This window comes from Actinomyces bowdenii, assembly GCF_017592395.1.
GTDB classification, from domain to species: Bacteria; Actinomycetota; Actinomycetes; order Actinomycetales; family Actinomycetaceae; genus Actinomyces; species Actinomyces bowdenii.
Genome location: NZ_JAGFOU010000018.1, coordinates 1 through 20,853, shown reverse-complemented (window position 1 = coordinate 20,853; position 20,853 = coordinate 1). Strand labels below are relative to the sequence as shown.

The 20,853-nt window shown below is 72.4% G+C and carries 11 protein-coding genes and 1 tRNA gene; 4 read left to right on the top strand and 8 right to left on the bottom strand.

Translation table 11 applies throughout. The features are described from left to right. Positions 1-23 precede the first annotated feature (23 nt). The 7 genes from J5X07_RS13420 to J5X07_RS08780 all read right to left on the bottom strand — a co-directional run bounded on the left by J5X07_RS13420 (position 24) and on the right by J5X07_RS08780 (position 13,836). Positions 24-2,165, bottom strand: a complete 2,142-nt coding sequence (locus tag J5X07_RS13420) for a NosD domain-containing protein (protein WP_208479531.1) — start codon at positions 2,163-2,165, stop codon at positions 24-26. A 215-nt stretch (positions 2,166-2,380) separates the two neighbouring features. Next, the gene (locus J5X07_RS08805) at positions 2,381-6,295 is read right to left on the bottom strand and encodes a DUF5979 domain-containing protein (protein ID WP_208479530.1); all 3,915 of its coding nucleotides are present in this window, start codon (positions 6,293-6,295) and stop codon (positions 2,381-2,383) included. A 441-nt stretch (positions 6,296-6,736) separates the two neighbouring features. Next, on the bottom strand, positions 6,737-9,325 hold the full coding sequence (locus J5X07_RS08800; RefSeq protein WP_208479529.1) for a DUF7926 domain-containing protein: 2,589 nt from the start codon (positions 9,323-9,325) through the stop codon (positions 6,737-6,739). A gap of 1,098 nt (positions 9,326-10,423) precedes the next feature. Then, positions 10,424-11,407: a ribose-phosphate diphosphokinase gene (locus J5X07_RS08795; RefSeq protein ID WP_208479528.1), complete on the bottom strand. Its 984-nt coding sequence runs from the start codon at positions 11,405-11,407 to the stop codon at positions 10,424-10,426. A 66-nt stretch (positions 11,408-11,473) separates the two neighbouring features. Next, positions 11,474-12,439, bottom strand: a complete 966-nt coding sequence (locus J5X07_RS08790) for a bifunctional UDP-N-acetylglucosamine diphosphorylase/glucosamine-1-phosphate N-acetyltransferase GlmU (protein ID WP_124933751.1) — start codon at positions 12,437-12,439, stop codon at positions 11,474-11,476. A gap of 192 nt (positions 12,440-12,631) precedes the next feature. Continuing rightward, positions 12,632-12,703, bottom strand: a tRNA-Gln gene (locus J5X07_RS08785). A gap of 122 nt (positions 12,704-12,825) precedes the next feature. Then, positions 12,826-13,836: an acyltransferase family protein gene (locus tag J5X07_RS08780; protein WP_124933714.1), complete on the bottom strand. Its 1,011-nt coding sequence runs from the start codon at positions 13,834-13,836 to the stop codon at positions 12,826-12,828. 263 nt (positions 13,837-14,099) lie between these two features. Here J5X07_RS08780 and J5X07_RS08775 point away from each other — a divergent pair, with 263 nt between their 5' ends. The 3 genes from J5X07_RS08775 (at position 14,100) to J5X07_RS08765 (ending at position 17,278) form a co-directional block, all read left to right on the top strand. Further along, positions 14,100-14,768 (top strand): TetR/AcrR family transcriptional regulator, encoded by a 669-nt coding sequence (locus J5X07_RS08775; RefSeq protein ID WP_124933715.1) that lies wholly within the window; start codon positions 14,100-14,102, stop codon positions 14,766-14,768. A gap of 270 nt (positions 14,769-15,038) precedes the next feature. Continuing rightward, on the top strand, positions 15,039-15,701 hold the full coding sequence (locus J5X07_RS08770) for a YveK family protein (RefSeq protein WP_124933716.1): 663 nt from the start codon (positions 15,039-15,041) through the stop codon (positions 15,699-15,701). Positions 15,702-15,868: 167 nt separating this feature from the next. Beyond that, positions 15,869-17,278: a hypothetical protein gene (locus J5X07_RS08765; protein ID WP_208479527.1), complete on the top strand. Its 1,410-nt coding sequence runs from the start codon at positions 15,869-15,871 to the stop codon at positions 17,276-17,278. A gap of 53 nt (positions 17,279-17,331) precedes the next feature. On the opposite strand, the gene J5X07_RS13505 is transcribed toward J5X07_RS08765, so the two are convergent. Next, positions 17,332-19,368, bottom strand: coding sequence for a glycosyltransferase family 2 protein (locus J5X07_RS13505; RefSeq protein WP_424924113.1), 2,037 nt, complete (start codon positions 19,366-19,368; stop codon positions 17,332-17,334). Between the two features lie 248 nt (positions 19,369-19,616). Between J5X07_RS13505 and J5X07_RS08755 the strand changes: the two genes are divergently transcribed. Then, complete coding sequence (locus tag J5X07_RS08755) at positions 19,617-20,675, top strand: glycosyltransferase family 2 protein (RefSeq protein ID WP_208479526.1); 1,059 nt, start codon at positions 19,617-19,619, stop codon at positions 20,673-20,675. Positions 20,676-20,853: the final 178 nt, after the last annotated feature.

Here is a 20,853-nt window from a genome sequence, read left to right as displayed (position 1 = left end):
GGGGCTTGGGGGCCGCGGCGCGGTCAGCCCGCCTGGACGGAGCCCACGGAGGCATCCCCGGTGATCGTGGCCGTCCCGACCCCGGGCAGGGAGCCGGTGTGCGTGGTGATCAGCCGGGCGGCGTCGGCCCCGATGACCTGGTTGCCGCTGACGTTGAGGCTGGTGATGCTGCCGATGAGGGCCTGCTTGCCATCGGGCCCCGCCGACACCTCGGCGCCCACGTAGACCACGGGCACGCCCGCAGCGCCGGGGCGCAGGACGTTGCCGGTGACCGTCACCTGGTCCAGCGCGCCGCGCCCGCCGTTGTAGGTCACGGGGGAGCCGTCCACGGGGCTGGGGATCGATCCGCCGGCCATGTAGGAGGCCGCGGAGCCGTCGGCCGAGCGCCCGTCCCAGATCGACTCGATGCCGATGAGCGCCTTCGCGGCGCTGCCCGTCACGGTGTTGCCGGTGAAGGTGGTGCCGCTGGAGTCGGGGCCGACGTAGAGCACCCAGGCGGGAGCCGAGCTCCCGGTGAGGGTGACGGTGTTGTCGCTGAAGGTGTTGCTCCTGCTGCCCTGGTAGGCCTGGAGGAGGCCCTGCCCGGTGGCGCGCTCGGAGGTGACCGTGTTGCCGTGGACGGTGTTGCCCCCGGAGTTGTAGGCCAGGTGCACCGCCGAGGAACGGCTGTTGGTCAGGGTGTTGGACTCCACCCGGTTGTTCGAGCAGTTGTTCTGCATGGAGATGGAGCGCATGTTGCTGCTCACGGAGTTGTTGGACACGACGCTGTCGGTCACGCCCGACAGCCCGATGCCGTAGTACCCCCCGGAGATGGTGTTGCCCGAGATCGTCAGGCCCGAGTTGGCGTACCGGTTGGGGCTCACGGTTCCGTCGGCGACGTAGCGCTCCCAGATGGGGCTGCGGCTGCCGGCGAAGCGGTTGTCGGGATCGTCCATCGCGGTGGTGACCAGCAGCGAGTAGGCCACCCCCTTGGTGTCCTGAGATCCCTCGACATTGTCGATCCTGTTGTCGGTGATGCGCACCCCGGTCATCGGGCCCGAGGACGCGGCGAGCTGGATGCCCCGGAAGGTCACCCCGGTCATGGTGATGCCGCTGATGGTGGAGTCGCTCAGGGCGTCGCCCTGGAGGCCGATGGTGTACGGGGAGTCGGCCAGGTCCAGGGTCATGCCCGTCACGGTGGTCCCGCTCGACCCGGTCGCCAGGCTGATGGCGATGCCGGGCTTGGCCTGGCTGGTTCCCGCGATGCTCACGTCGAGGGTGGCGCCGGCGCCATCGAGGAAGGGCACCTCATCGGGGATCCGCAGGGAGGCGGTCAGGGGGTAGGCCTGGGTGGGGCTCAGGCGCACCCCCACCCCCCGCCGGGCCGCCGTGGCCACCGCCTCGGTGAGCACCTGGGTGGCGTCCCCGCTGACGTCGAAGGCCAGGAGGGGGACGACGTCGGTGAAGACCGCCCCGTAGGTCCGCCCGCCGATGGTCGCCGTGGTGTCGGCGCCCTGGGCGCGGTCCTGCTGGAAGTGGATGTGGGAGGTGCCGTCGGACACGACGATGTGCGGGGCGGTGGCACCGGTGTCGCGGGCCTCCTGGAGGGAGGAGACGATCTGGACCTGCCCATTGGCGTGGGCCTCGGTGAGGGACTGGGAGGCCAGGTACTCCTCCAGGGAGGGGGAGACCGGGGCGGCGGGGGCCTCAGGTGAGGGCACCGCCTGCTCGGGAGCACCGGGGGCCTGGCTGGGAGCCGCGGCGCCGGGGTCGGGGGCCCCGGGCCCCTGGGGGGAGTCGGCCGGTGCCGCGGGCCCCGCGGCACCGGCGGAGGGGACCGGGCCCGCCGCCTCCGGGGCCTGGCCGCCGCCCTCCCCGGCCTGCGGGGCGGGCGGAGCGGGGTCGGCGGCGTCCTGCCCCGCCCCGCGCCCCAAGGCGCTCTGGGTGGGCTCGGCCGGGATGACCAGGGGGATCTCCTCCGCGCTCTCCTCAGCCCCGGCGGTCTGCGCGGCGGAGGCAGAGGGGCTGGGCTGAGCCTGATCGGAGGCATGGGAGGGGCCCAGCTGGCAGGCGCTCAGGGCAAGGCTCAGGGCGCCCGTGGCGGCCACCGCCAGGAGCCGGGAGGAGCCAGCGGCGGGGCCGCTCGTGATTCTGCTGGTCAGGATGAAGGGGGAGTGTGTGCGCACGGCGCGATGTTACAGACAAGCCACAGATCCATCCCAGTCGGCTTGTCGCAATCCTGCGACACGGGGGAGGGGTCCTGCGCCATGGCGGGCCGTGGGCCCGACCCCCCCCCCCCCCGGGGGGGGGGGGGGCCGGGGGGGGGGGGGGGGGGGCCCCCCACCCCTCCCCCGTCATCGGCGCCCGGCACTCGCTAAGTCGCCGCGCACCGATGTGCGAATCAGGCCTTGCGGCGGCGGATCAGGAACGCACCACCGATGATGGCCGCCAGGGCCACGGCGATGGGCAGCCCCACACTGATGCCGGTGCGGGCCAGGGAGGGCCCGGAAGCGGCGGGGCTGGTCGACGGTGCCGGCTCACCGGGGCTACTGGGTGCGCCAGGCGTCGGAGTGGGCGTGGGCGTGGGGTCCGCGGGCGGCGGGACCTCGGCGTAGACGTTGGTGAAGGTGGTGGCCTCCACCGCGTCCTTCTTCGAGATCGTCACCGCCTGATCCGCCGGAGCGGTCAGGGTGTAGCCCTCCAGCCCGGCGCTGGCCCCGTCCTCGGAGATGGTGCACTCGGTGCCGACGGGAACCTTCGGGCCCTCCACGGCCTGGCCGTCCGCCTTGACCGGCAGCGTGCCGGTCTCGCCGTTGGTGCAGGTGTAGGTGAAGGTGAACTCCTTGTCCCCCACCTGAGCGCCCGTCACCTGCTTGGCCACCGAGAAGGAGCCCATGTGGCGGGTGTAGGTGTTGGTGAAGGACAGCTTCTTGGTGGTGCCCTTCTCCTCGATCGTCAGGCTCTGCGCCTCCGGGGTGGCCACGTCGTAGCCCTCGACCTGGGCCGAGGCGGGCCTCTCCGTCACCTCGCACGTGGCGCCGATGGGCAGCTGGAGCCCGGACTCCGCCGCGCTGCCGTCACCCGGGACCTGGATCTCGCCCTTGCGCTCGCCCTCCAGCGAGGTGCAGGAGTAGTCGAAGGTGAAGGTCTTGGCCTTGTGCTCCTCGGCCCCATCACCGGCCAGCTCCTTGGCCACCGAGAAGGTGCCCCGGTCGAGGGTGTAGGTGTTGGTCGCGGAGACCGCCACTGCGGCATCGGCCGCACCGGTGATGTCGAAGGCCGCCTCATTGCCGGTCACGGGCTTGCCGTTGACGGCCAGGGACCCCGTCCAGGAGGTGTTCTCCACGCCCGCCTGCGCCTCGCTCAGGGTGCATGAGCCGGTCGGCACGTCGGAGACCTGCTTGGTCTGGCCCGCCTTGAGCGTGAGCTCCTGGGGCTGGCCGGCCTTGCCGGTGGCGGCGTCGGTGCAGGTGTAGGTGAAGGTGAACTCCTTGTCGGCGGCCAGCGCCGCGCCGTCGCCCGCGACCGTCTTGGACACCGAGAAGCCGCCGGTCAGACGGGTGTAGGTGTTGGTCACCACGACCTCGGGGGCCTGGTCCTTGACGATGGTCACCGTGGGTGCCGAGTAGGCGGTGGCCACGGCGAAGCCGTCACGGTGGGCCGAGGCGGGATCCTCGGTCAGGGTGCAGCTGGTGCCGGTGGGCAGGCTCGGGCCGCTCACGGCCGGGCCGCCCATGGCGACCTCCAGGGAGCCGGTGGTGGCCTCCGGGTCGTCGCAGGTGTAGCCCACCGCGACCTTGTCATCGCCCGTGGGGGTGTAGTCCCCCTCCACGGCCTTCTTGACCGCGAAGGTGCCGGTCTCGCGGGTGTAGGTGTTGGTGGCGGTCACGGCCGCGGTCTGGTCCTTGGCGATGGTCACGCTGTCCTGGGACAGGGTCGAGGCCACCGCGTAGCCCTCCCTGGCCGCCGAGGCGGCATCCTCGGTCAGGGTGCAGGAGGCGCCGGCCGGGATCCTCGGGGAGGTCACCACGGTGCCGTCACCGGGGACCGTGAGCTCGCCCTCGATGCCGCCGGTGCAGCTGTAGGCGAAGGTGAAGGAGCCCTTGGCGAAGTCCGGGGCCCCGCCCTCAACCGCCTTGGCGATGGAGAAGGCGCCGGTGTCGCGGGTGTAGGTGTTGGTGGCGGTCACGGTCACGTCCCGCTTCGTGGCGATGGTGACGCGGTCCTGGGACAGGACGGAGGCCACCGCGTAGCCCTCCCTGGCGGCCGAGTCGGCGTTCTCGCTCAGGGTGCAGGTGGCTCCCGCGGCGATCCACGGGGAGGTCGTCGCGCTGCCGGCGGGGACCTCCAGGGTGCCCTGCTCCCCGGTGTCGCAGATGTAGTCGAAGCTGAAGGTGCCCGTCGCCGCGTCCGCCGGGCCGCCCTGGACGGTCTTGGCGATGGTGAAGGTGCCCTCGTTGCGGGTGTAGGCGTTGACGAAGGCCGCGGTGACCACCGGCTCAGCGGGGTCCTTGATCGTCACGGTCTGGTCCGCCGGGGGGTTGAGGGTGTAGCCGTCGATGGCCGCGGCGCCGGTGTCCTCGGAGAGGGTGCAGGTGGTGCCCACGGGGAAGGTCTTGTCGGCCTGGACGGCGACGCCGTCCCCCTTGGCGGTGATGGTGCCGGACTGCCCGTCGGAGCAGGTGTAGGAGAAGGGGAAGTCATGGGACTCCACCCCCGGGACGCCCTCGATGGGCGGGGGCTCGACGCCTGTGGCGGTCTTGGTGACCTGGAAGGTGCCGGAGACCTGGACGAGCTCGGCGGTGTTGGTCAGCGTGACCTTGGTCGAGACCCGGTCGGCGATGGTCAGCCTGTTGGTCTCGGTCTTGCCGACGGCGAAGACCGGCTCGCCCCAGGTGTAGCCCTCGGGGGCGGGGGCGGCCCTGCCGGTGTCCTCCGTCAGGGTGATGGTGGTGCCCTGGGGGAAGGTGCCCTGGAAGGTGTTGGTCCTGCCGATGCGCACATCGAGGGTGGCCGTGCCGCTGATGCCATCGGGGTTGAGCGTGCCGGGGGCCTGCCAGCCCGCGTAGCCGCTGGCCGGTCCGGGCAGGGTGTAGTCGACTGCCACCGGCAGGGTCGTGTTCGCCACATCGACGGCGTCGACGCCGGTGCCGGCCAGGCCCTTGACGACCTCGAACCCGCCGAAGCCGGCCTCCATCTGCACGTTCACCTTGAAGGAGTCGGTGTAGCTGCGGGTGAACTCGGCCTGGGCCCCGGAGTCGTTGAGGGAGGCGGAGTTCTTGTACTGCACGCCGGCGGTGGCCTTGCCGTTCTGGGAGGTGAAGGTCACGGGGTAGTAGACCTTGTAGTTGGACTGGGCGGCGAAGGGCCCGGTGATCGTGATGGTCGAGACCTGGCCCTGGATGTCCACGGCCATGTCGAAGTCCCCATAGGTCGTGTTCAGGTCCTTACCGGCCGCGGTGGTCACCGCGACACCGGTCAGGTCCGGCTCGGCGGCGCTGTTGCGCAGCATGAGGCCCCACTTGCTCAGGTCGGGGTTGTAGGCCATCCCGGGGCCGAGGGTGTCGGTGATCGTGATGGTCTGGCGGGTCGTGCCGTCGGCGACGATGGGGTTGGCGCCCCCGGCCAGCTGCTCCTTGATGTAGTCCGAGCCGAAGTTGACCTCCCAGACCACCGAGGAGGAGGTCGAGGTGATGACCGCGGAGATCTTCGAGAACTTCAAGGGGGTGTAGACCGTCTTGGGGGCGTCCTTGATGCCACCGGTGCCGGGCAGGTCGACCTTCACCGTCTGGTTGCCGTTGACGGTCATGTCGACCTCCTCGGCGGTGGTGGTCTGGGTGATGAGGAGCAGCGCCTCGCCCGACCCCTTGAAGCCGGTGAATCCGGCGTTCTTCAGCTCAGTGACCTTCTCGGAGAAGGTGCACTCCATCGTCCTCTCGGTCAGGGCGCAGGAGCCGATCTCGGTCTGCACGCCGTTGTAGGGCAGGCTCATCGCCACCGTCTTGGGGCTCTCCAGGTTCTTGAAGTGGGCGCCCAGGTCGATGGAGAAGGAGTCCCCCGGGTTGACAGTGGTGCCGGTGGCGTCCCAGGAGTAGGACAGCTTGGCCACGTCCTGCGTCGTCAACGCCCCGGTGCCATTGTTGCCGTCGCGGTCGGACTTGATCAGGGCGAGGTCCTTGACGACGATCCCTTGGTTGATGGCGGCATGGGCCTGAAGGGGGGCCAGGAGCCCGAGGAGCAGGGCCGGCAGCGCCAGGAGTGCGACTGCTAGCCGCAGGCCCGGCATGGGCGACCCGCGGTCGGCGAAGACCAGCATAGGTAGGTCCTTTTCGGTAGGGGGAACGGATAATCAGATCCGCGAACAACCCCTCCAGAGTACAGGGGGAAAATGCTCTTCAGGCCCACTGTGAGCAATCAGGCCAGCACATCCCGGAACGTTATTCGATCGCAATACCAACGCGACGCCTTTGAGACATCCCGGGAGATTCTGAAGCCATTTCGATATCTTATTGGAGATCCTCCCCAATTCTCTCCCCCCGCCCTTGGTGGCCTCATCGGGGAGGAGCGCCATGATCGGGCGGCACCGGGGCGCCCAGGGCGGCCGATGGGCCGAGCGGAGCCCCCTCCCCATCGCGCCCCGGCTCGTGGCGCCCGGCTGCGCAGCCCGTCGGCTCGCATGGCGAGGGGCCCTCCACCTGGGCGGTGGAGGGCCCCTCCTGAGGCGGCCGGCGGGGCAGGGGGTGCCGGCCGCCCGGTCTCAGGCCCGGCGGCGCCGGATCAGGACGGTCCCCGCCGCCAGTGCCGCCAGGGCGAGCCCGGCGGGCAGCAGGACGGCCGCACCGGTGCGGGCCAGGGAGGAGCCGCTCGGCCCCTGAGCCGCGGCGGCGGGAGCCGGCGTGGGCGTGGGCGAGGCCTGGGCGCCCGGCTCGGCCCGCTCCTCCTCCACCTGCGTGTAGGTGTTGGTGACATCGACGGCGCGGGTGCGGTCCTGGCCCACCTCGAAGGTGGCGGACTGCCCGACCACGGGCTCGTCGTCGACCATGAACGAGGTGTGCAGATCGGCTCCCGGCATCGCGGCGCCGCGCTCGGTCAGGGTGCAGCTGCCCTCCTCGACTCCGTTGACCAGGGCGCTCGTGCCGGCCTCAACACTGACCGAGCCCTCGATAGCGCCACCATCCGCACCGGTGCAGGTGTAGTCGAACAGGAAGACCGTGCCGGCCCTGTCGGAGGCGTCACCGGCCACCGTCTTGGACACCTGGAAGCCGCCCACAGGGCCGCGGGGGCCATCCGGGCCGCTCGCGCCACCGGCGGGGGGCGCCTGACCAGCGGGGGTGTAGGTGTTCTCCACCACCACCGCGGCCATCTCACCCGCGGCGATGGTCACCCCGGCCCCGTAGGCGCCATTGGTGGTGATGCGGGTGGCCACGGTGTGGCCCTGCCGTGCGCGGGTCGCATCGGACTCGCTGATGGTGCACCGGGCGCCGGCCATGATCTCCGGGGCGTTGACGGTGCTGCCGGCGGCGACCTCCAGGGCGCCGCTCTCCACCCCGCCGCCGGGCAGGATGCAGGAGTAGCCGATCTCGAAGGAGTCGGAGGCGAAGGGCGAGTCCTGAGGGGAGACCTTCACGGTCACGGAGAAGGACCCCATGGCCTTGACCTCCAGGGCGTTGGTCAGGTCCACCTCGGTGACCCCGCGGTCCTGGATGGTCAGCTCGGAGGCCGGCGAGCCGCCGATGGTGAAGGCGCCGTGGCCCCAGGTGTAGCCCGCGGGGGCCGCGACCGTGGGGGCCTTCTCCGTCAGGGAGACCCTCGTCCCCGCGGGCAGGGCCATGGAGGCCTTGGAGCCCGTGAACACGCTGCGCCTGCCGACGGCGACCTCGAGCTCGGCCGTGCCGCCGGTGCCCGTGGAGTTCACCGTTCCGGGGGCCTGCCAGGCGGGGTAGTCCTTGAGGGTCGCGCCGCCGGGGAGCTGGTAGTCCACGGCCACGGTGAAGGTGGAGGCGGGGTCGACCTGGTCGGAGGCCGGCCCGGAGAGGAGCTTGGCCACGGAGAAGGTGCCGTAGCCCACCTCCATGTTGACGTCGAGGCGGAAGGAGTCCACGAAGGACTTGGTCCCCCGCTGCGTGAGGGAGGTCCCCTCGACCGAGACGTGGTTCTCATAGACGAAACCGGCCACGGCCTTGCCGTCGTGGGTGGTCACGGCGGCGTCGTAGAGGACCTGGTAGTTGGTCTGGGCGGCGAAGGGGCCGCGCAGGACGATCGTGGCGCTGGAGCCGCCCTCATGCGCCTGCCCGGGGATCACCTCGATGGAGAAGGCGCCGGCCTCCGTGGTCGTGGCCCCGGCCGCGCTGGTGTCGAGGACCAGGCGCTCGCTCTCGGGAGCGTCCTTGGAGCTGGTGCGCACCAGCGACCATGCACCGGGGTCCGGGAAGGCCTGCCCGGGGCCGAGCTCGTCAGTCAGGGTGATGGTCCGCTCCGAGCCGTCGAAGGCCGTGGGGCTGCCGGCGGCGGAGTAGGCCTCCTGGAGCCTCTCGGTGCCGAAGCCGATGACCCAGCCCACGGTGGTGGACTGATCGGTCAGACCGCGCGCGCCCTTGGTCAGGCCCAGGGGCTTGTACACGGCGGCCCCCTGGATGATGCCCCCCTTCCCGGGCAGGGCCACACGGGTGTCCTCGCCGTTGACGCGGAAGACCAGCTCCTCCTGGGAGGTGGCGGCCACGGCGCTCATCTGGATGCGCCCCGAGCCGTTGAGCGTGGTGTAGCCCTGGGCGGCGCGAGCGGGGAGGACCTCGTTGAAGGTGCAGGTCATGGAGGTGGTGGTGATCTCGCAGGAGCCCACCTCAGCGGGCCCGGACTCGCCCAGGTCGTAGGTGAAGGGGCGCAGTCCCGGGGCGCGGTGGACCAGCTCGGAGGGCAGCTCGATGGTGAAGGAGTCCCCAGCCTTCAGGGTGGCGGCCGAGCCGGTCCAGGTGAAGCTCAGCGCGGCGATCGAGGAGCCCACGCTCAGGGGCCCGGGGATCTCCTCACCGGTCTCGTCGATAGCGCTGATGGCGAGGTTGTCCACGGCCAGGGGCGCGGAGTCCTGCGGGGCCTGCGGGCCCGGCGCCGCGGTGGGGGCCGCCGTCGCCTGGTCGCCTGCGGGAGCCGCGGTCCCAGAGGCGGCACTCGGGTCCTGCGGCTGGGCGGACTCGATCGGGCCGGTGGCGGGGGCCACCGGCTCCGACGGCGCGGCGTGCGACATCGCGGGCAGCACCCCGGCGATGAGGACGACGGTGAGGACGAGCAGCAGGATGCGCGCGCACGTCCAGAGAAGGGCTCTACGACCAGTGGCGAGCCCACGAGACATGGGATTCATTGACATTCCTCTTCGGTGAAGGCGCATCAGGGGAGTAATGCGCTTGTCCACAATCGACAATATTGTGCGGTTCCCACAAGCACAACCCCACGAAGATGAATCACGAATATGTGACAGAACCGTGACCTCACGCCCGTAACGGCAGTCACAGACATATCACTCACCCGCATTGATCGGCGTATTCCCGTTATTTTCTGGGCGGGCCGCCGCACCGTCGGCTCCCGCCGCCGGCCGCGAGCGCCTCCCCGCGCGGCCCCGCCACGGGCGACGACGGCGCCCAAGATCTTGTCCCTTTTCTCCATAGCCCGCTCGGCGAGGTGGGGCCGGCCGTGGGCGCAGCGGTGCCGCCCGCGGGCGTCCCGCCCGATCAGAACGGCCAATGGCGGCCCAGGGCGCGCCAGGGCCCGCCCTGACGGCTCATCCGCGGCCCAGAGGGGTGCCGGCAGCGGGATGCTGGGGATCGCCTCTTCTCCCCACCGCTTCCGGGGCCGGACATGAGGGCCCTGTGACAATGGCGGGCCCGCGGGGGATTCGGCGACCGGCCCTTCGCCGCCCATCCCGATGGCCAAGCGCCCCGGACAGGAATAAGGGCCCCCCACCCTGAGGGCGGAGGGCCCTGCCGAGGCTAGGCGGAGAGGAGAATTGGCCGGCCTCGGTCCTGGCCCGGTTCGTGCGACGCCGAACCAGGAGTCCCACCCCGCCACCGGCACCCTGGCGCACAAGAGGCGCACAGTGACGGGGAAAACCACGGAAATCACACCACGCACCACCAGGGACGATCCGGGGAGCCCGGGAGGGTGTGGAGAGGTTTCCTGATTCGAGGGTATGGACTTTCCCGAGGCGATGATGCGATCGTTACCATCCCTCAACCAATATTTATCCAACTGTGATCTGAGGGTGGGCAGAACCTCAAGAATCCAGCACTGTTCCTGTCGAATAGGCGAGAGCCGGCCGCACCGGCAGTGGCCTCCGGGTAGCCCGCCTCCGTGCCGCCGAGCCGCTGGCCCACCCGGCGGGACCCGGGCAGGGGGCGCACGGCCGCCCCCGCACCAGGGGCGCGGGGGCGGCCGGGGAGGGTGCTGCCGGGGCTCAGAGGCGCGAGGCGTCGAACAGGGAGGTGACCGAGCCGTCGTCGAACACGGCCTTGACCGCGCGTGCCAGCAGTGGGGCGATCGGCAGGACCGTCAGCTGCTCGAAGCGCTTCCCGCTGGGGATCGGCAGCGTATCGGTGACGACGACCTCCCGGGCCCCGCAGCTGGACAGGCGGTCCACCGCGGGGCCGGAGAGCACACCATGGGTGGCCGCCACGATGACATCCTTGGCCCCGGAGTCCAGGAGCACCTGGACGGCCTTGGCGATCGTTCCCCCGGTGTCGATCATGTCGTCGACCAGCACGCAGGAGCGCCCCTCGACCTCTCCCACCACCCGGTTGGCCACCGACTCGTTGGGGCGCGTGACGTCGCGGGTCTTGTGCACGAAGGCCAGCGGCGTGCCCCCCAGCTGGTTGGCCCAGCGCTCTGCCACCCGGATGCGGCCCGCATCGGGGGAGACCACCGAGGTCGTCGCAGGATCCACCCGCGTGCGCACATAGTCCACCAGAACCGGCTGGGCCCACAGGTGGTCCCACGGGCCGTCGAAGAAGCCCTGCTCCTGGGCCGTGTGCAGGTCCACACTCATGATCCGGTCCGCCCCCGCCGTCTTGTACAGGTCGGCGACCAGACGCGCGGAGATGGGCTCGCGGCCCAGGTGCTTCTTATCCTGCCGCGCGTAGGGGAAGAAGGGCGCCACCACGGTGATGCGCTTGGCCGAGGCCCGCTTGAGCGCGTCGACCATGATCAACTGCTCCATGAGCCAGTCATTGATGCGGTCGGCATGGGACTGGACCACGAACACATCGCAGCCGCGCACCGACTCGTTGAAGCGGACGTAGGTCTCCCCATTGGCGAAGTCATAGGCCGTGGAGGACAGCACCTCAGTGCCCAGCTCCTCGGCCATCTCCTGGGCCAGCTCGGGATGGGCCCGACCCGAGGCGATGACCAGGCGCTTCTCGCCCTTGGTGATGATACCCGTCATGACATGGTTCCCTTCTGTCGGCCAGTGCGGCCATCGACGGTGCGCCCGCGGCCGCGGGCGCGGTCCTCAGTTCTCCCCCGGCTCCTGGGCGCCGAGCTGGCTGAAGGGCGCCACCACGGCGCCCGGCGGGATCTCGGCGTCGGTGAGGATCGCGTAGGCCCCCACCCGGGCGCCCTCACCCACGACCGTGGTCCCGCGCAGCAGGGCGCCCTGCTCCAGGGCCACATCCCCGCCGAGCTCGACGGTGACATCGACCCAGGTCGAGGCCGGGTCCACCACGCCCACGCCCCGCTCCATCCAGGAGCGCAGGATGCGCCGATTGAGCTCGGCGCCGAGCTCGGCCAGCTGGGCGCGGTCATTGCAGCCCTCGACCAGCCAGTGGTCCTCGACCTCCAGGGCGCTGGTGGAGCGGCCCTCACGGTGGGCCAGGGCCACCACGTCGGTGAGGTAGACCTCCCCCTGGTCGTTGTCCGAGCCCAGGCGGGTCAGCGCCTGGCGCAGGTGCGCGGCGTCGAAGACGTAGACCCCGGCGTTGATCTCGCGCACGGCCAGCTGCTCGGCAGTGGCATCGCGGTGCTCGACGACGGCGGCCACCGCCTCGCCCCGGTCATCGCGGATGACGCGCCCATAGCCGCTGGGGTCATCCAGGACCGTGGTCAGCAGGGTCACGGCATCGCCCCGCTCCAGGTGCTGGGCCAGCAGGGCGCGCAGGGTGGCGGTGTCCAGCAGGGGAACGTCCCCACTGGTGACGACGACGGGACCGGTGAGGTCCTCGGGCAGGGCCGCCAGGCCGCATGCCACCGCGCGACCCGTGCCGGGGATCTCGTCTTGGTCGGCGGGCAGGGCATCGGGGGCCACCTCGGCCAGGTGCTTGATGACGGCGTCGCGCTCATGGCGCACGACGACCACCAGGTTCCGGGGCCCCAGGCCGCGGGCGGCGGTCATGGCGTGGTCGACCAGGCTCCTGCCGCCGATGGTGTGGAGCACCTTGGGGGTGGCCGAGCGCATGCGGGTGCCCTTGCCGGCGGCCATGACGATGACCGCAGCGGGGGCCGCTGGGACGGCGGGCGCGTTCGATGCGACAGGTGCCGTGGGTGCAGTGGGTGCAGTGGGTTCCACGTGTCCTCTTCTCACTGGTCTGCCCGCACCCGCCTGCACAGGCGAGGCGGATCAATGACGTGCCGATGACGTGCGGGAGGGGCGAACAGCCCACATGCTACGCCGCTCCGCCCCCAGGATTCGAACCCGGGCCTCAAGGCTCCAAAGGCCTGCGTGCTGCCGCTACACCAGGGCGGAACGCTGCGCCCCCGGCGGACCCGGCACGCGCGACGCCGGGATAGTGTCTCACGATCCGCCGTCCACGGGCGCCCCGGCACCACCGGGCCGGCCCCGCGCGCGGCGGGCCGGCCAGCCGGTGATCAGTAGAGCCGTTTGAGCGCCCCCAGGCCCCGGACCTGGGAGGCCTGCACCAGGGCCGCGCCCAGGGCGAAGGAGATCACGGTGATGAGCACCCCGCGGAGCAGCCCGGCGCTGTGCACCAGATCCGCCCCCAGGGCCAGCATCACCCAGTAGTGGATGAAGTAGACCAGGCTGCCCGTGTTCCTCGCCAGGGCCTGGCCGGGGAGCGGCCTCGGGGTGGTCACCGCCACCAGGAGGCAGAGCAGGGCCGGCACGAGCACCAGCGCGGCGAGCCAGCTGGTGGACACCGGCCTGGCGGGATGGGCCCCGAACAGCAGGTACCGCCGCGCCATCGCCTCCACGAGCAGGAGGGCCCAGGCCGATCCCGCGATCCAGGCCGCCGTCCGGGGGCGCCATCCGCCTGTGCGGCCCACCCATGCGCCTGCGGCGATGAAGCAGGCGCCCGTGAAGACCCCATCGCGGGGGGCCAGGGACAGGTACTCCAGCTCGGTCAGCACGGCCGCCACCGCGCTGGGCAGGAGCTCCCTGTCCAGGGCTCCGTAGGCCAGGGTTCCCGCGGCGCTGAGGCAGGACAGGAGCACCAGGAGGCGGCCCGGGCTGAGCACCCTCAGGCCAGCCGCGACGATGACGATCCCCACCGCGGCGGCGGGCAGGTACCACAGGTGCGTCCTGCCACCGGTGAGGAGGAGCTGGACCAGGTGCAGGGGCCCCTGGAGGCCGTCCTCGAGCTCGTCACGAACGATGACCGGGAGGTAGAGCACCAGCCATACCGCGTACAGCTCGAGCACCCGCCTGAGCTGACGGCGCACCGGGGCGTCGGCGCGGCGGAAGAGCAGGTAGCCGGAGATCGCCAGGTAGAGGGGCACGGCCAGGCGGGCCACGCCGATCGTGGCATAGGCGCTGGCCCTCGGCGCGAACCCCGCAAGGGGCTGGGTGTGGATCCAGATGACCAGGAGGGCCAGGACGGGCTTGACCATGTCGATGCCCGGGACCCAGCGGTGGGGGCTCATGAGCCGCACCCCCGGGCCTCAGCGGTCGCGCCGCCGGCGCGCAGGGGGATCGAGCCCCCCGCCAGGACTGGGGCGCAGGCCATGACCCCTCCTCTCATCACTCGGCTCCCGCCGCGCGCGGGAGTGGCGGCGGGTGCAGTCCGCGGCAGTTTACGGCAGGCGCGCCCGCCGTTGGGACGCTCCCGCCCAGCCCCTGGCCCAGCCGCGCGGGAGCCGCGGCGCAGGCCCTGCCGGGTCGGGCACGGTCGGGCACAATGGGCGGCATGGCGAGCAAACGAACCCGGATGAGCGCCGGGGAGCGGCGCGAGCAGCTCATCGCCGTGGCCCGCAGCCTCTTCGCCGAGAAGGGCTTCGACGCCACCAGCATCGAGGAGGTGGCCTCTCGCGCCATGGTCTCCAAGCCGGTGGTCTACGAGCACTTCGGGGGCAAGGAGGGGCTGTACGCCGTCATCGTGGACCGCGAGCTCGGCGCCATCTCCTCAACCATCACCGCCGCTCTGGAGTCCTCGGAGTCCTCCTCGATGACCGTCGAGCTCGCCGCCCTGGCACTGCTGACCTACATCGAGGACCGCCCCGACGGCTTCCGCATCCTCTCGGCGGGCAATGACCGGGCCGCGGGGACCTACCAGACCCTCCTGGCCGATGTCGCCATCCAGGTCTCGGGCATCCTGGCCTCCCGCTTCGAGGCCAGGGGAATCGACCCGCGCACCGCGCCCCTGTACGCGCAGATGCTCGTGGGCATCGTGGCCATGCCCGCCCAGTGGTGGCTGGAGAACCGCTCCATGAGCAAGGAGGAGGTGGCGGCCCACATGGTCAACCTGGCCTGGAACGGGCTGCGCAGCCTCAGCGGCGCTCCCCGACTGCGCTCCGCTGAGGCATCGGCCCCGCAGTGCGCCGGCCACACCCTCGATCCCCGGCCCGGGCAGCCGTGACCGGCAGGCGGGCGCCCCGGCACGAGCGCGCTCACCGGAGAAAATCAGCAACCAATCAGCAATAGTCCAGTTTTGCGGTTATCTACATATGCGGGCAGTATCTGACCTACCGGATAGGGACTCGCACCGAAGGAGGCCTCCCAGGACGCACCGCCCACCCCCGAGCATGCTGGAATAAACCTGAGAATCCTCAGGCCGCTCCTCACGTCACAGACGCGGCCCTGCAGCGCACGCTACTCTGGCTTCTCTCGCAATCACCGAAACGGAACCATGGACCCGGATAGCATCGTCATCGCACTGCGCAAGAACGCCGTTCTTGTCACTATGCACATCGTCCTCGGCACCGTGGCCGGCCTGGCCCTCGGCCTGCTGACGCCGGCCACCTACACCTCCAGCGCCTCGGCCCGCGTCGGCGTCGAGCAGTCCAGCGGTTCCCAGAGCGTCGCGAGCGTCCAGAACTACATCACCCAGATCATGCCCACCCTCGTGGAGGTCGGGACCTCGGAGTCCACCCTCGCCAAGGTCTCGGAGGACACCGGGCTGAGCCAGCCCGAGCTGCGCAGCGCCATCTCCGTGTCCACCAAGACCGAGACGGTCATCATCGAGGTCAGCGCCACCCACACCGACCCCGGCAAGGCCCAGGCCATCGCCGAGGCCGAGATGGCCGCACTGGACTCCGCCGCCCGGGAGGTCTCCAGCTCCGGTCAGAACAGCGACCTGACCCTGACCCTGGCCACCCTCAACTCCCCCTCCCTGCCCACCGAGCCCTCCAGCCTGTCCGCCTTCTGGACCGCGGTCCTCGGCGGAGCCGCAGGCCTGGGCCTCGGCGCGCTCGTCGCGATCCTGCTCCACGCCCTCAACCGCGGCCCCCAGCGCGAGAGCGACGGCGAGCCCCTCATCGTCGTCGAGCACGGCCCCGCCGCCGGATCGTGAGCCGGCCGCCCTCCGGAGGGCGTCCCTCCCCCCACAGCCCCCGGGTGCCACCGGCCGGCCCAGCGGCCCCCTCGCCCAGCGCGACCCCGGCCCCCGCCGGGCCTCGGCGCGCCACGGCCTACCGGGCGGCGCCGCTGTCCCCCCGCCGGGCGGTCGTCAGTGATGAGGTGGCCCCACCCGCCCTCTATCCCGAGCCCCGCACACCCGCGCCCAGGCCCTTCAAGCTCCTGGGCAGCCCCGAGCAGCAGCCCGGGCAGCAGTCCGGGCAGCGGGTCCCCGAGCACCACGGGCACAGCCGGACCGCCGGCCCCCGCTCCCAGGAGGCCGATGACGCGGCCCAGCGGCGGGCCCGCCAAGCGCGCCAGGTGGCCGCCGTCGTCCTCCTGGCGCTCATCGGGGTGCGCCGCGACCTGGTGGGATCCATGGCGGTCGGGGACCTCGTGGCGCTGGCCGCGATGCCGGTGACCTGGTCGGCGGTGCGCCAGCAGCGCCGCTTCAGCCCCCTGCTGCTGCTGGGCACGCTGGCAGGATTCACCGGGCTGCTGCTGTCCTGGACGGTGGGACCCACATTCCACGTCAGCGGCAGCCACCAGCGGGCCATGGTGATGAGCCTGCTGGCGCTGCCCTGGTCGACGGCGGCCTTCGTGTGGGGGGCCCGGCACCTGAACGCCCACCGGGCCGCCGCGGCCCTGTCCTGCGGCATGCTGCTCAGCGCCCTGCCGCTGCTGCTGACGAATGACAATCCCTGGAAGTTCGGGATCGGGGTGCCCACGACCCTCATGGTCCTGGCCCTGATCAACCACCGGGGCCGCCTGCCGCAGCTGCTGGCGCTGACCGTCCTGGCCGCCGTCTTCACCGCCTATGACGCGCGTCTTCTGCCGGCGTTCCTGGGCATCATCGCCGCCACCATGATCTGGCAGGCCACCGCATCCTGGTTCCGCTGGAAGCTGCCCGCCCCCAGGCCCCTGGCCATCATCCAGGCCTTCGTGCTCGCCCTCATCGGCATCGGGTCGATCATCACCGTGCTGGCGGCCTCCGCCTCGGGCTCCCTGGGAGTCGATGCCCAGGCCCGGACCCTGGCCCAGTCCCAGGGGGAGTCCAGCTTCCTGCTCAACGCGCGCCCCGAGCTGGGCGCCTCCTGGGCGCTGCTCCGCCACCGGCCATGGGGCTACGGGGCCGGGGTCCTCCCCCGCTACGAGGACATCCAGGTGGCCAAGGACGGCATGGCGGCCCTGGGCTACGACCCCTCCAACGGCTATGTCGAGAACTTCATGTTCGGCAACGGATTCGAGCTGCACTCGGCCCTCATGAACGTCTGGGTGGCCGCCTCCCTGCCGGGGGCGGCGCTCATGGTGCTCATCATCGGCCTGGCGCTGACGACCCTGCTGCGCGACCTGGGTGGCCCGCGCATCACGCCCTGGCTGTTCCTGGCCGGCATGGTGGTGCTGCAGAACATCCTCGTGGGGCCCTGGGTCGTCCTGCCGCCCTATCTCCCCCTCCTCCTGGGCTCCTGGATCCTGCTGCCCTCCCTGCGCGAGCTCAACCGCCGCACGCAGGAGGACAGCGCCGCCGGCTGAGCCCCTCACCCGCCTTCGCCGCGGATCCGCGGGATCACCCCGCCCGGCGGGCCTCAGGCCGACGACGGGCGCCCGTACTCCCGGTGCCCGGCACGGCCGAGGCCGGCGCCGATCATCCCGCGACCGCGGGCCGCCAGGCGCGCGCCCCTGGCGGCGTGGCGGGGGCTGCCCAGCAGGGTGCCCGCCGCACTGCGCGCCAGGCCCAGGCCCAGGCGCGCCGCCCCGCCCAGGCCCGCGCGCGCCCGGATGGCCGCCCGGCTCCGATGATCCCCCCGGGCCAGTGCCAGCTCCACGCGCACAGCAGTGGCCGCGTGGGAGGCCTGACGGCGCAGGATCCAGTCGCGGTCGAGCCGGGAGGCGGGCACATGGTCGCGCACCCGGGCCTCGTCGCACCACAGGATCCGGCCCCCGCAGGCACTCAGGGCCCGGGTGAAGAGCGTGTCCTCGCCGCCGGTGGCGCCGAAGGCCTCATCGAAGCGCAGCCCCATCCGGCGCACGAAGCGCAGGTCCAGCAGGAGGCAGTTGGAGGCGGCCACCGGGCGCAGGGTCCCTGTGGGCCAGGTCCGGCGCACGAAGAACCCCCCCTGGGCCACCCAGGGCTCCGGCTCCCGCTCATAGGCGGGGATGACGGGCCCGGCCACGGCCTGGCACCCCCGGCGGGCATGGAGCCCCAGCAGGGCCTCCAGCCAGCCGGGCTCGGGCTCCTCATCGTCGTCGATGAAGACGAGCAGGTCCCGGGCGGAGGCCTCGTCCAGGGCCCGGTTGCGCACCGCCGCCACCCCCGGCATGTCCTCCACGACGTAGCGCACCGCCACGCCCCGGCCCTCCCCGGCGCCCGCCCGGGCCGCCGCGGCCGCCGGCCTGCCCGAGGCCTGCGGATCGTTGTCGATGACGAGCACCTCGATGCTCAGCGACCCCTGCCCGGCGATCGGCCCGGCCTGGTCGAGCACTCCCCCCAGGGCCCGGGCGAGCTGCTCGGGCCGTTGGAAGGTGGGGATGGCGATGGTCAGGCTGCGCGCCGGCGGGACGGCCTCCGCCCGCCCCTGCTCCGCGGCGGGCGGCGCCGATCCGGCACGGGGCCGCCCGTACTCGCGCACCTGCAGCCCCCAGGCCCCCACCACCATGCCCAGTCCTCCACGGCTGGAGGTCTCGTGGCGGGCCTGGGCGGCAGTGTCACCGCGCAGGCGGGCCAGCAGCCCGCGAGCGCCGTCGACCCCCGCCTTGGCGGCGCCCTTGGCGGCGTAGGCGGCCCTGAGCCCCAGCCGTGAGCCCGGTCGATGACCCGCAGCGGTGTCGATGCGCACCCGCGCCCAGGAGGAGCCCGAGCGGTAGGCCCGCTGGAGCACCCAGGCGCGCCGGGCCCGCGCGGCCGGGACCCGCTTGGTCACCACGGCCTCGGCCGCGAAGACGATCCGGCCCCCGCCCAGGGTGAGCTGGCGGGTGAACAGCGAGTCCTCCCCACCGGTGAGGCCGTAGCGCGGGTCGAAGCGCAGCCCCATGGCGCGCACCGCGGACAGGTCCAGCAGGAGGTTGCCGGTGTCGGCGCTGCGCACCTGGGCGCCGTCGGCGGCGCTCCAGGAGTCGAAGGCCCCACTGGCGCGCACCCAGCCATCCGGCTCGGCCTCGAAGGCCGGCGGGGTGGGGCCGGTGACGGCGGCGCAGCCCCGGGCCCGCCAGGTCCTCAGCAGCGCCTCCAGCCAGCCGGGCCCGGGGATCTCGTCGTCATCGATGAAGACCAGCAGGTCGCTGTCGGCGGATTCCGAGAGGGCGCGGTTACGGCCCGCCACGATCCCCGGGGCGGGCTCGTGGACGTAATCGATCATCCCGGGGGCATGGGCCCGGGCGGCGGCGACGACCCGGCGCCCACCCGCATCGGGGTCGTTGTCGACGATGAGGACGCGGGCCCGCGCCCGGGGGGCCACGGAGCGCGCCTGGGCCACCAGGAGGGGCAGGACCTCCTCCAGATAGGTGTTGCGCCGGTAGGTGAGCATGGCGATCGTCAGGCCCACGGCCTCCGCTGCCTTCACAGCATCCCCAGCATCCCCAGCATCCGCAGCATCCACGGCGTCTCCGGTGTCTCCGGTGTCCACAGCGCCCCTCCTCCAGTTCCCGCGGGTCTCCCGCTGCTCTGTCCTGCCCGCCGGGGCGTCGGCCCGGCGACGGCGCCGCGGGGCCGGGCCGCCTGGTGGCGGGATGCGGCCGCTGGGCCGCGCAGTGGGGTGGCCCGGGCCGCCCCAACGGTACTATTCCAGGGCGCCGCGCACCCACCCGCGCCGCCCCTCGGGGCGCCCGGGCCCATGCTCGGGCCGCTCGCACCACCCACCCAGGAGAACCGCGCATGAGTCCCCACCGTCCCTTAGCGCCGCCGCCCCAGGAACCCGGCGGCCCCGGCCCCGCCGGCAGAGCGGGTGCCGGCCCCGCCGCCGGTGCCTGCCGGACGGGGCACGAGGGGGCCCTCGGGCGCACGGCGATCATCGTGGTCAACTACGACTCAGCGCCGCTGCTGGAGCGCAATCTGGTGGAGGTGGCCCGCCAGTGCCCCGAGGCGCGCGTGGTGGTGGTGGACAACCGCTCCACCGCCCGAGCCCGCGACGAGCTGGTCTCCCTGGCCGCCCACCGGGGCTGGACCGCCGTCCTTCCGCCGGACAACACCGGTTTCGGCGGCGGCATGAACCTGGGGGCGCGGCGCGCCCAGGAGCTGGGGGCCGAGATCCTGGTCCTGCTCAACCCCGATGCGCTCATCGAGCGGGACAGCCTGCTGCGCCTGGTCTCCCGGGCCGCCCAGGACCCCGGGGCCCTCGTGGGCCCGGTGATCCAGGACCCCCATGGGCGGACGGTCTCCGATGGCCATGTGGTGTGCCTGGCCGACGGGTCGATGCGCTCGCGCCGCTCCCGGCGCCCCCTTCCCCCCGGCGGGACCCGCCCGTGGCTCTCCGGGGCCTGCCTGGCCCTGTCCGCCCCGCTGTTCTCCCGGGCGGGCGGCTTCGACGCCCGCTACTTCCTGTACTGGGAGGATGTGGACTTCTCCGCGCGCGTCCTGGCCCGCGGAGGGCGCCTGGCCGTGGAGCGGGGGGCCGTGGCCATTCACGATGAGGGCGCCACCCACGCCGAGGCAGGCCAGGGCGAGCGCGCCATGTCCGACACCTACTACTACTACAACATCCGCAACCGGCTGCTCTACGCGGGCCTGCACCTGGATGGCCCCGACCGGCGCCGGTGGGTGGCCACCGCGGCATCGGCGGCGCGCGAGGTGGTGCTTCGCGGGGGCCGCCGGCAGCTGCTGTCCTCCCCCCGGCCCGCGCTCACGGCGCTGGCCGCGACCCGTGATGGACTGGGGCTGATGCGCGCCGCGGTGCGCGGCGCGCTGCCCGATCCGAGCACTCCCCTCATGCGCTGAGGAGCACCGCGCACCCGATCCGGCTCCTGGCATGGAGGTGCATGGGGGATGCCAGCAGGGCGGGATCTCCGCCGTCCTCGCGGAGCACCTGGCCCGCCGCCCAGCGCGGATCGCTGGGCGGCGGGCCGGCCCCGGGGGGGCTCCCGAAGGGCGCAGAGCAGGCGGACCCAGATACCCC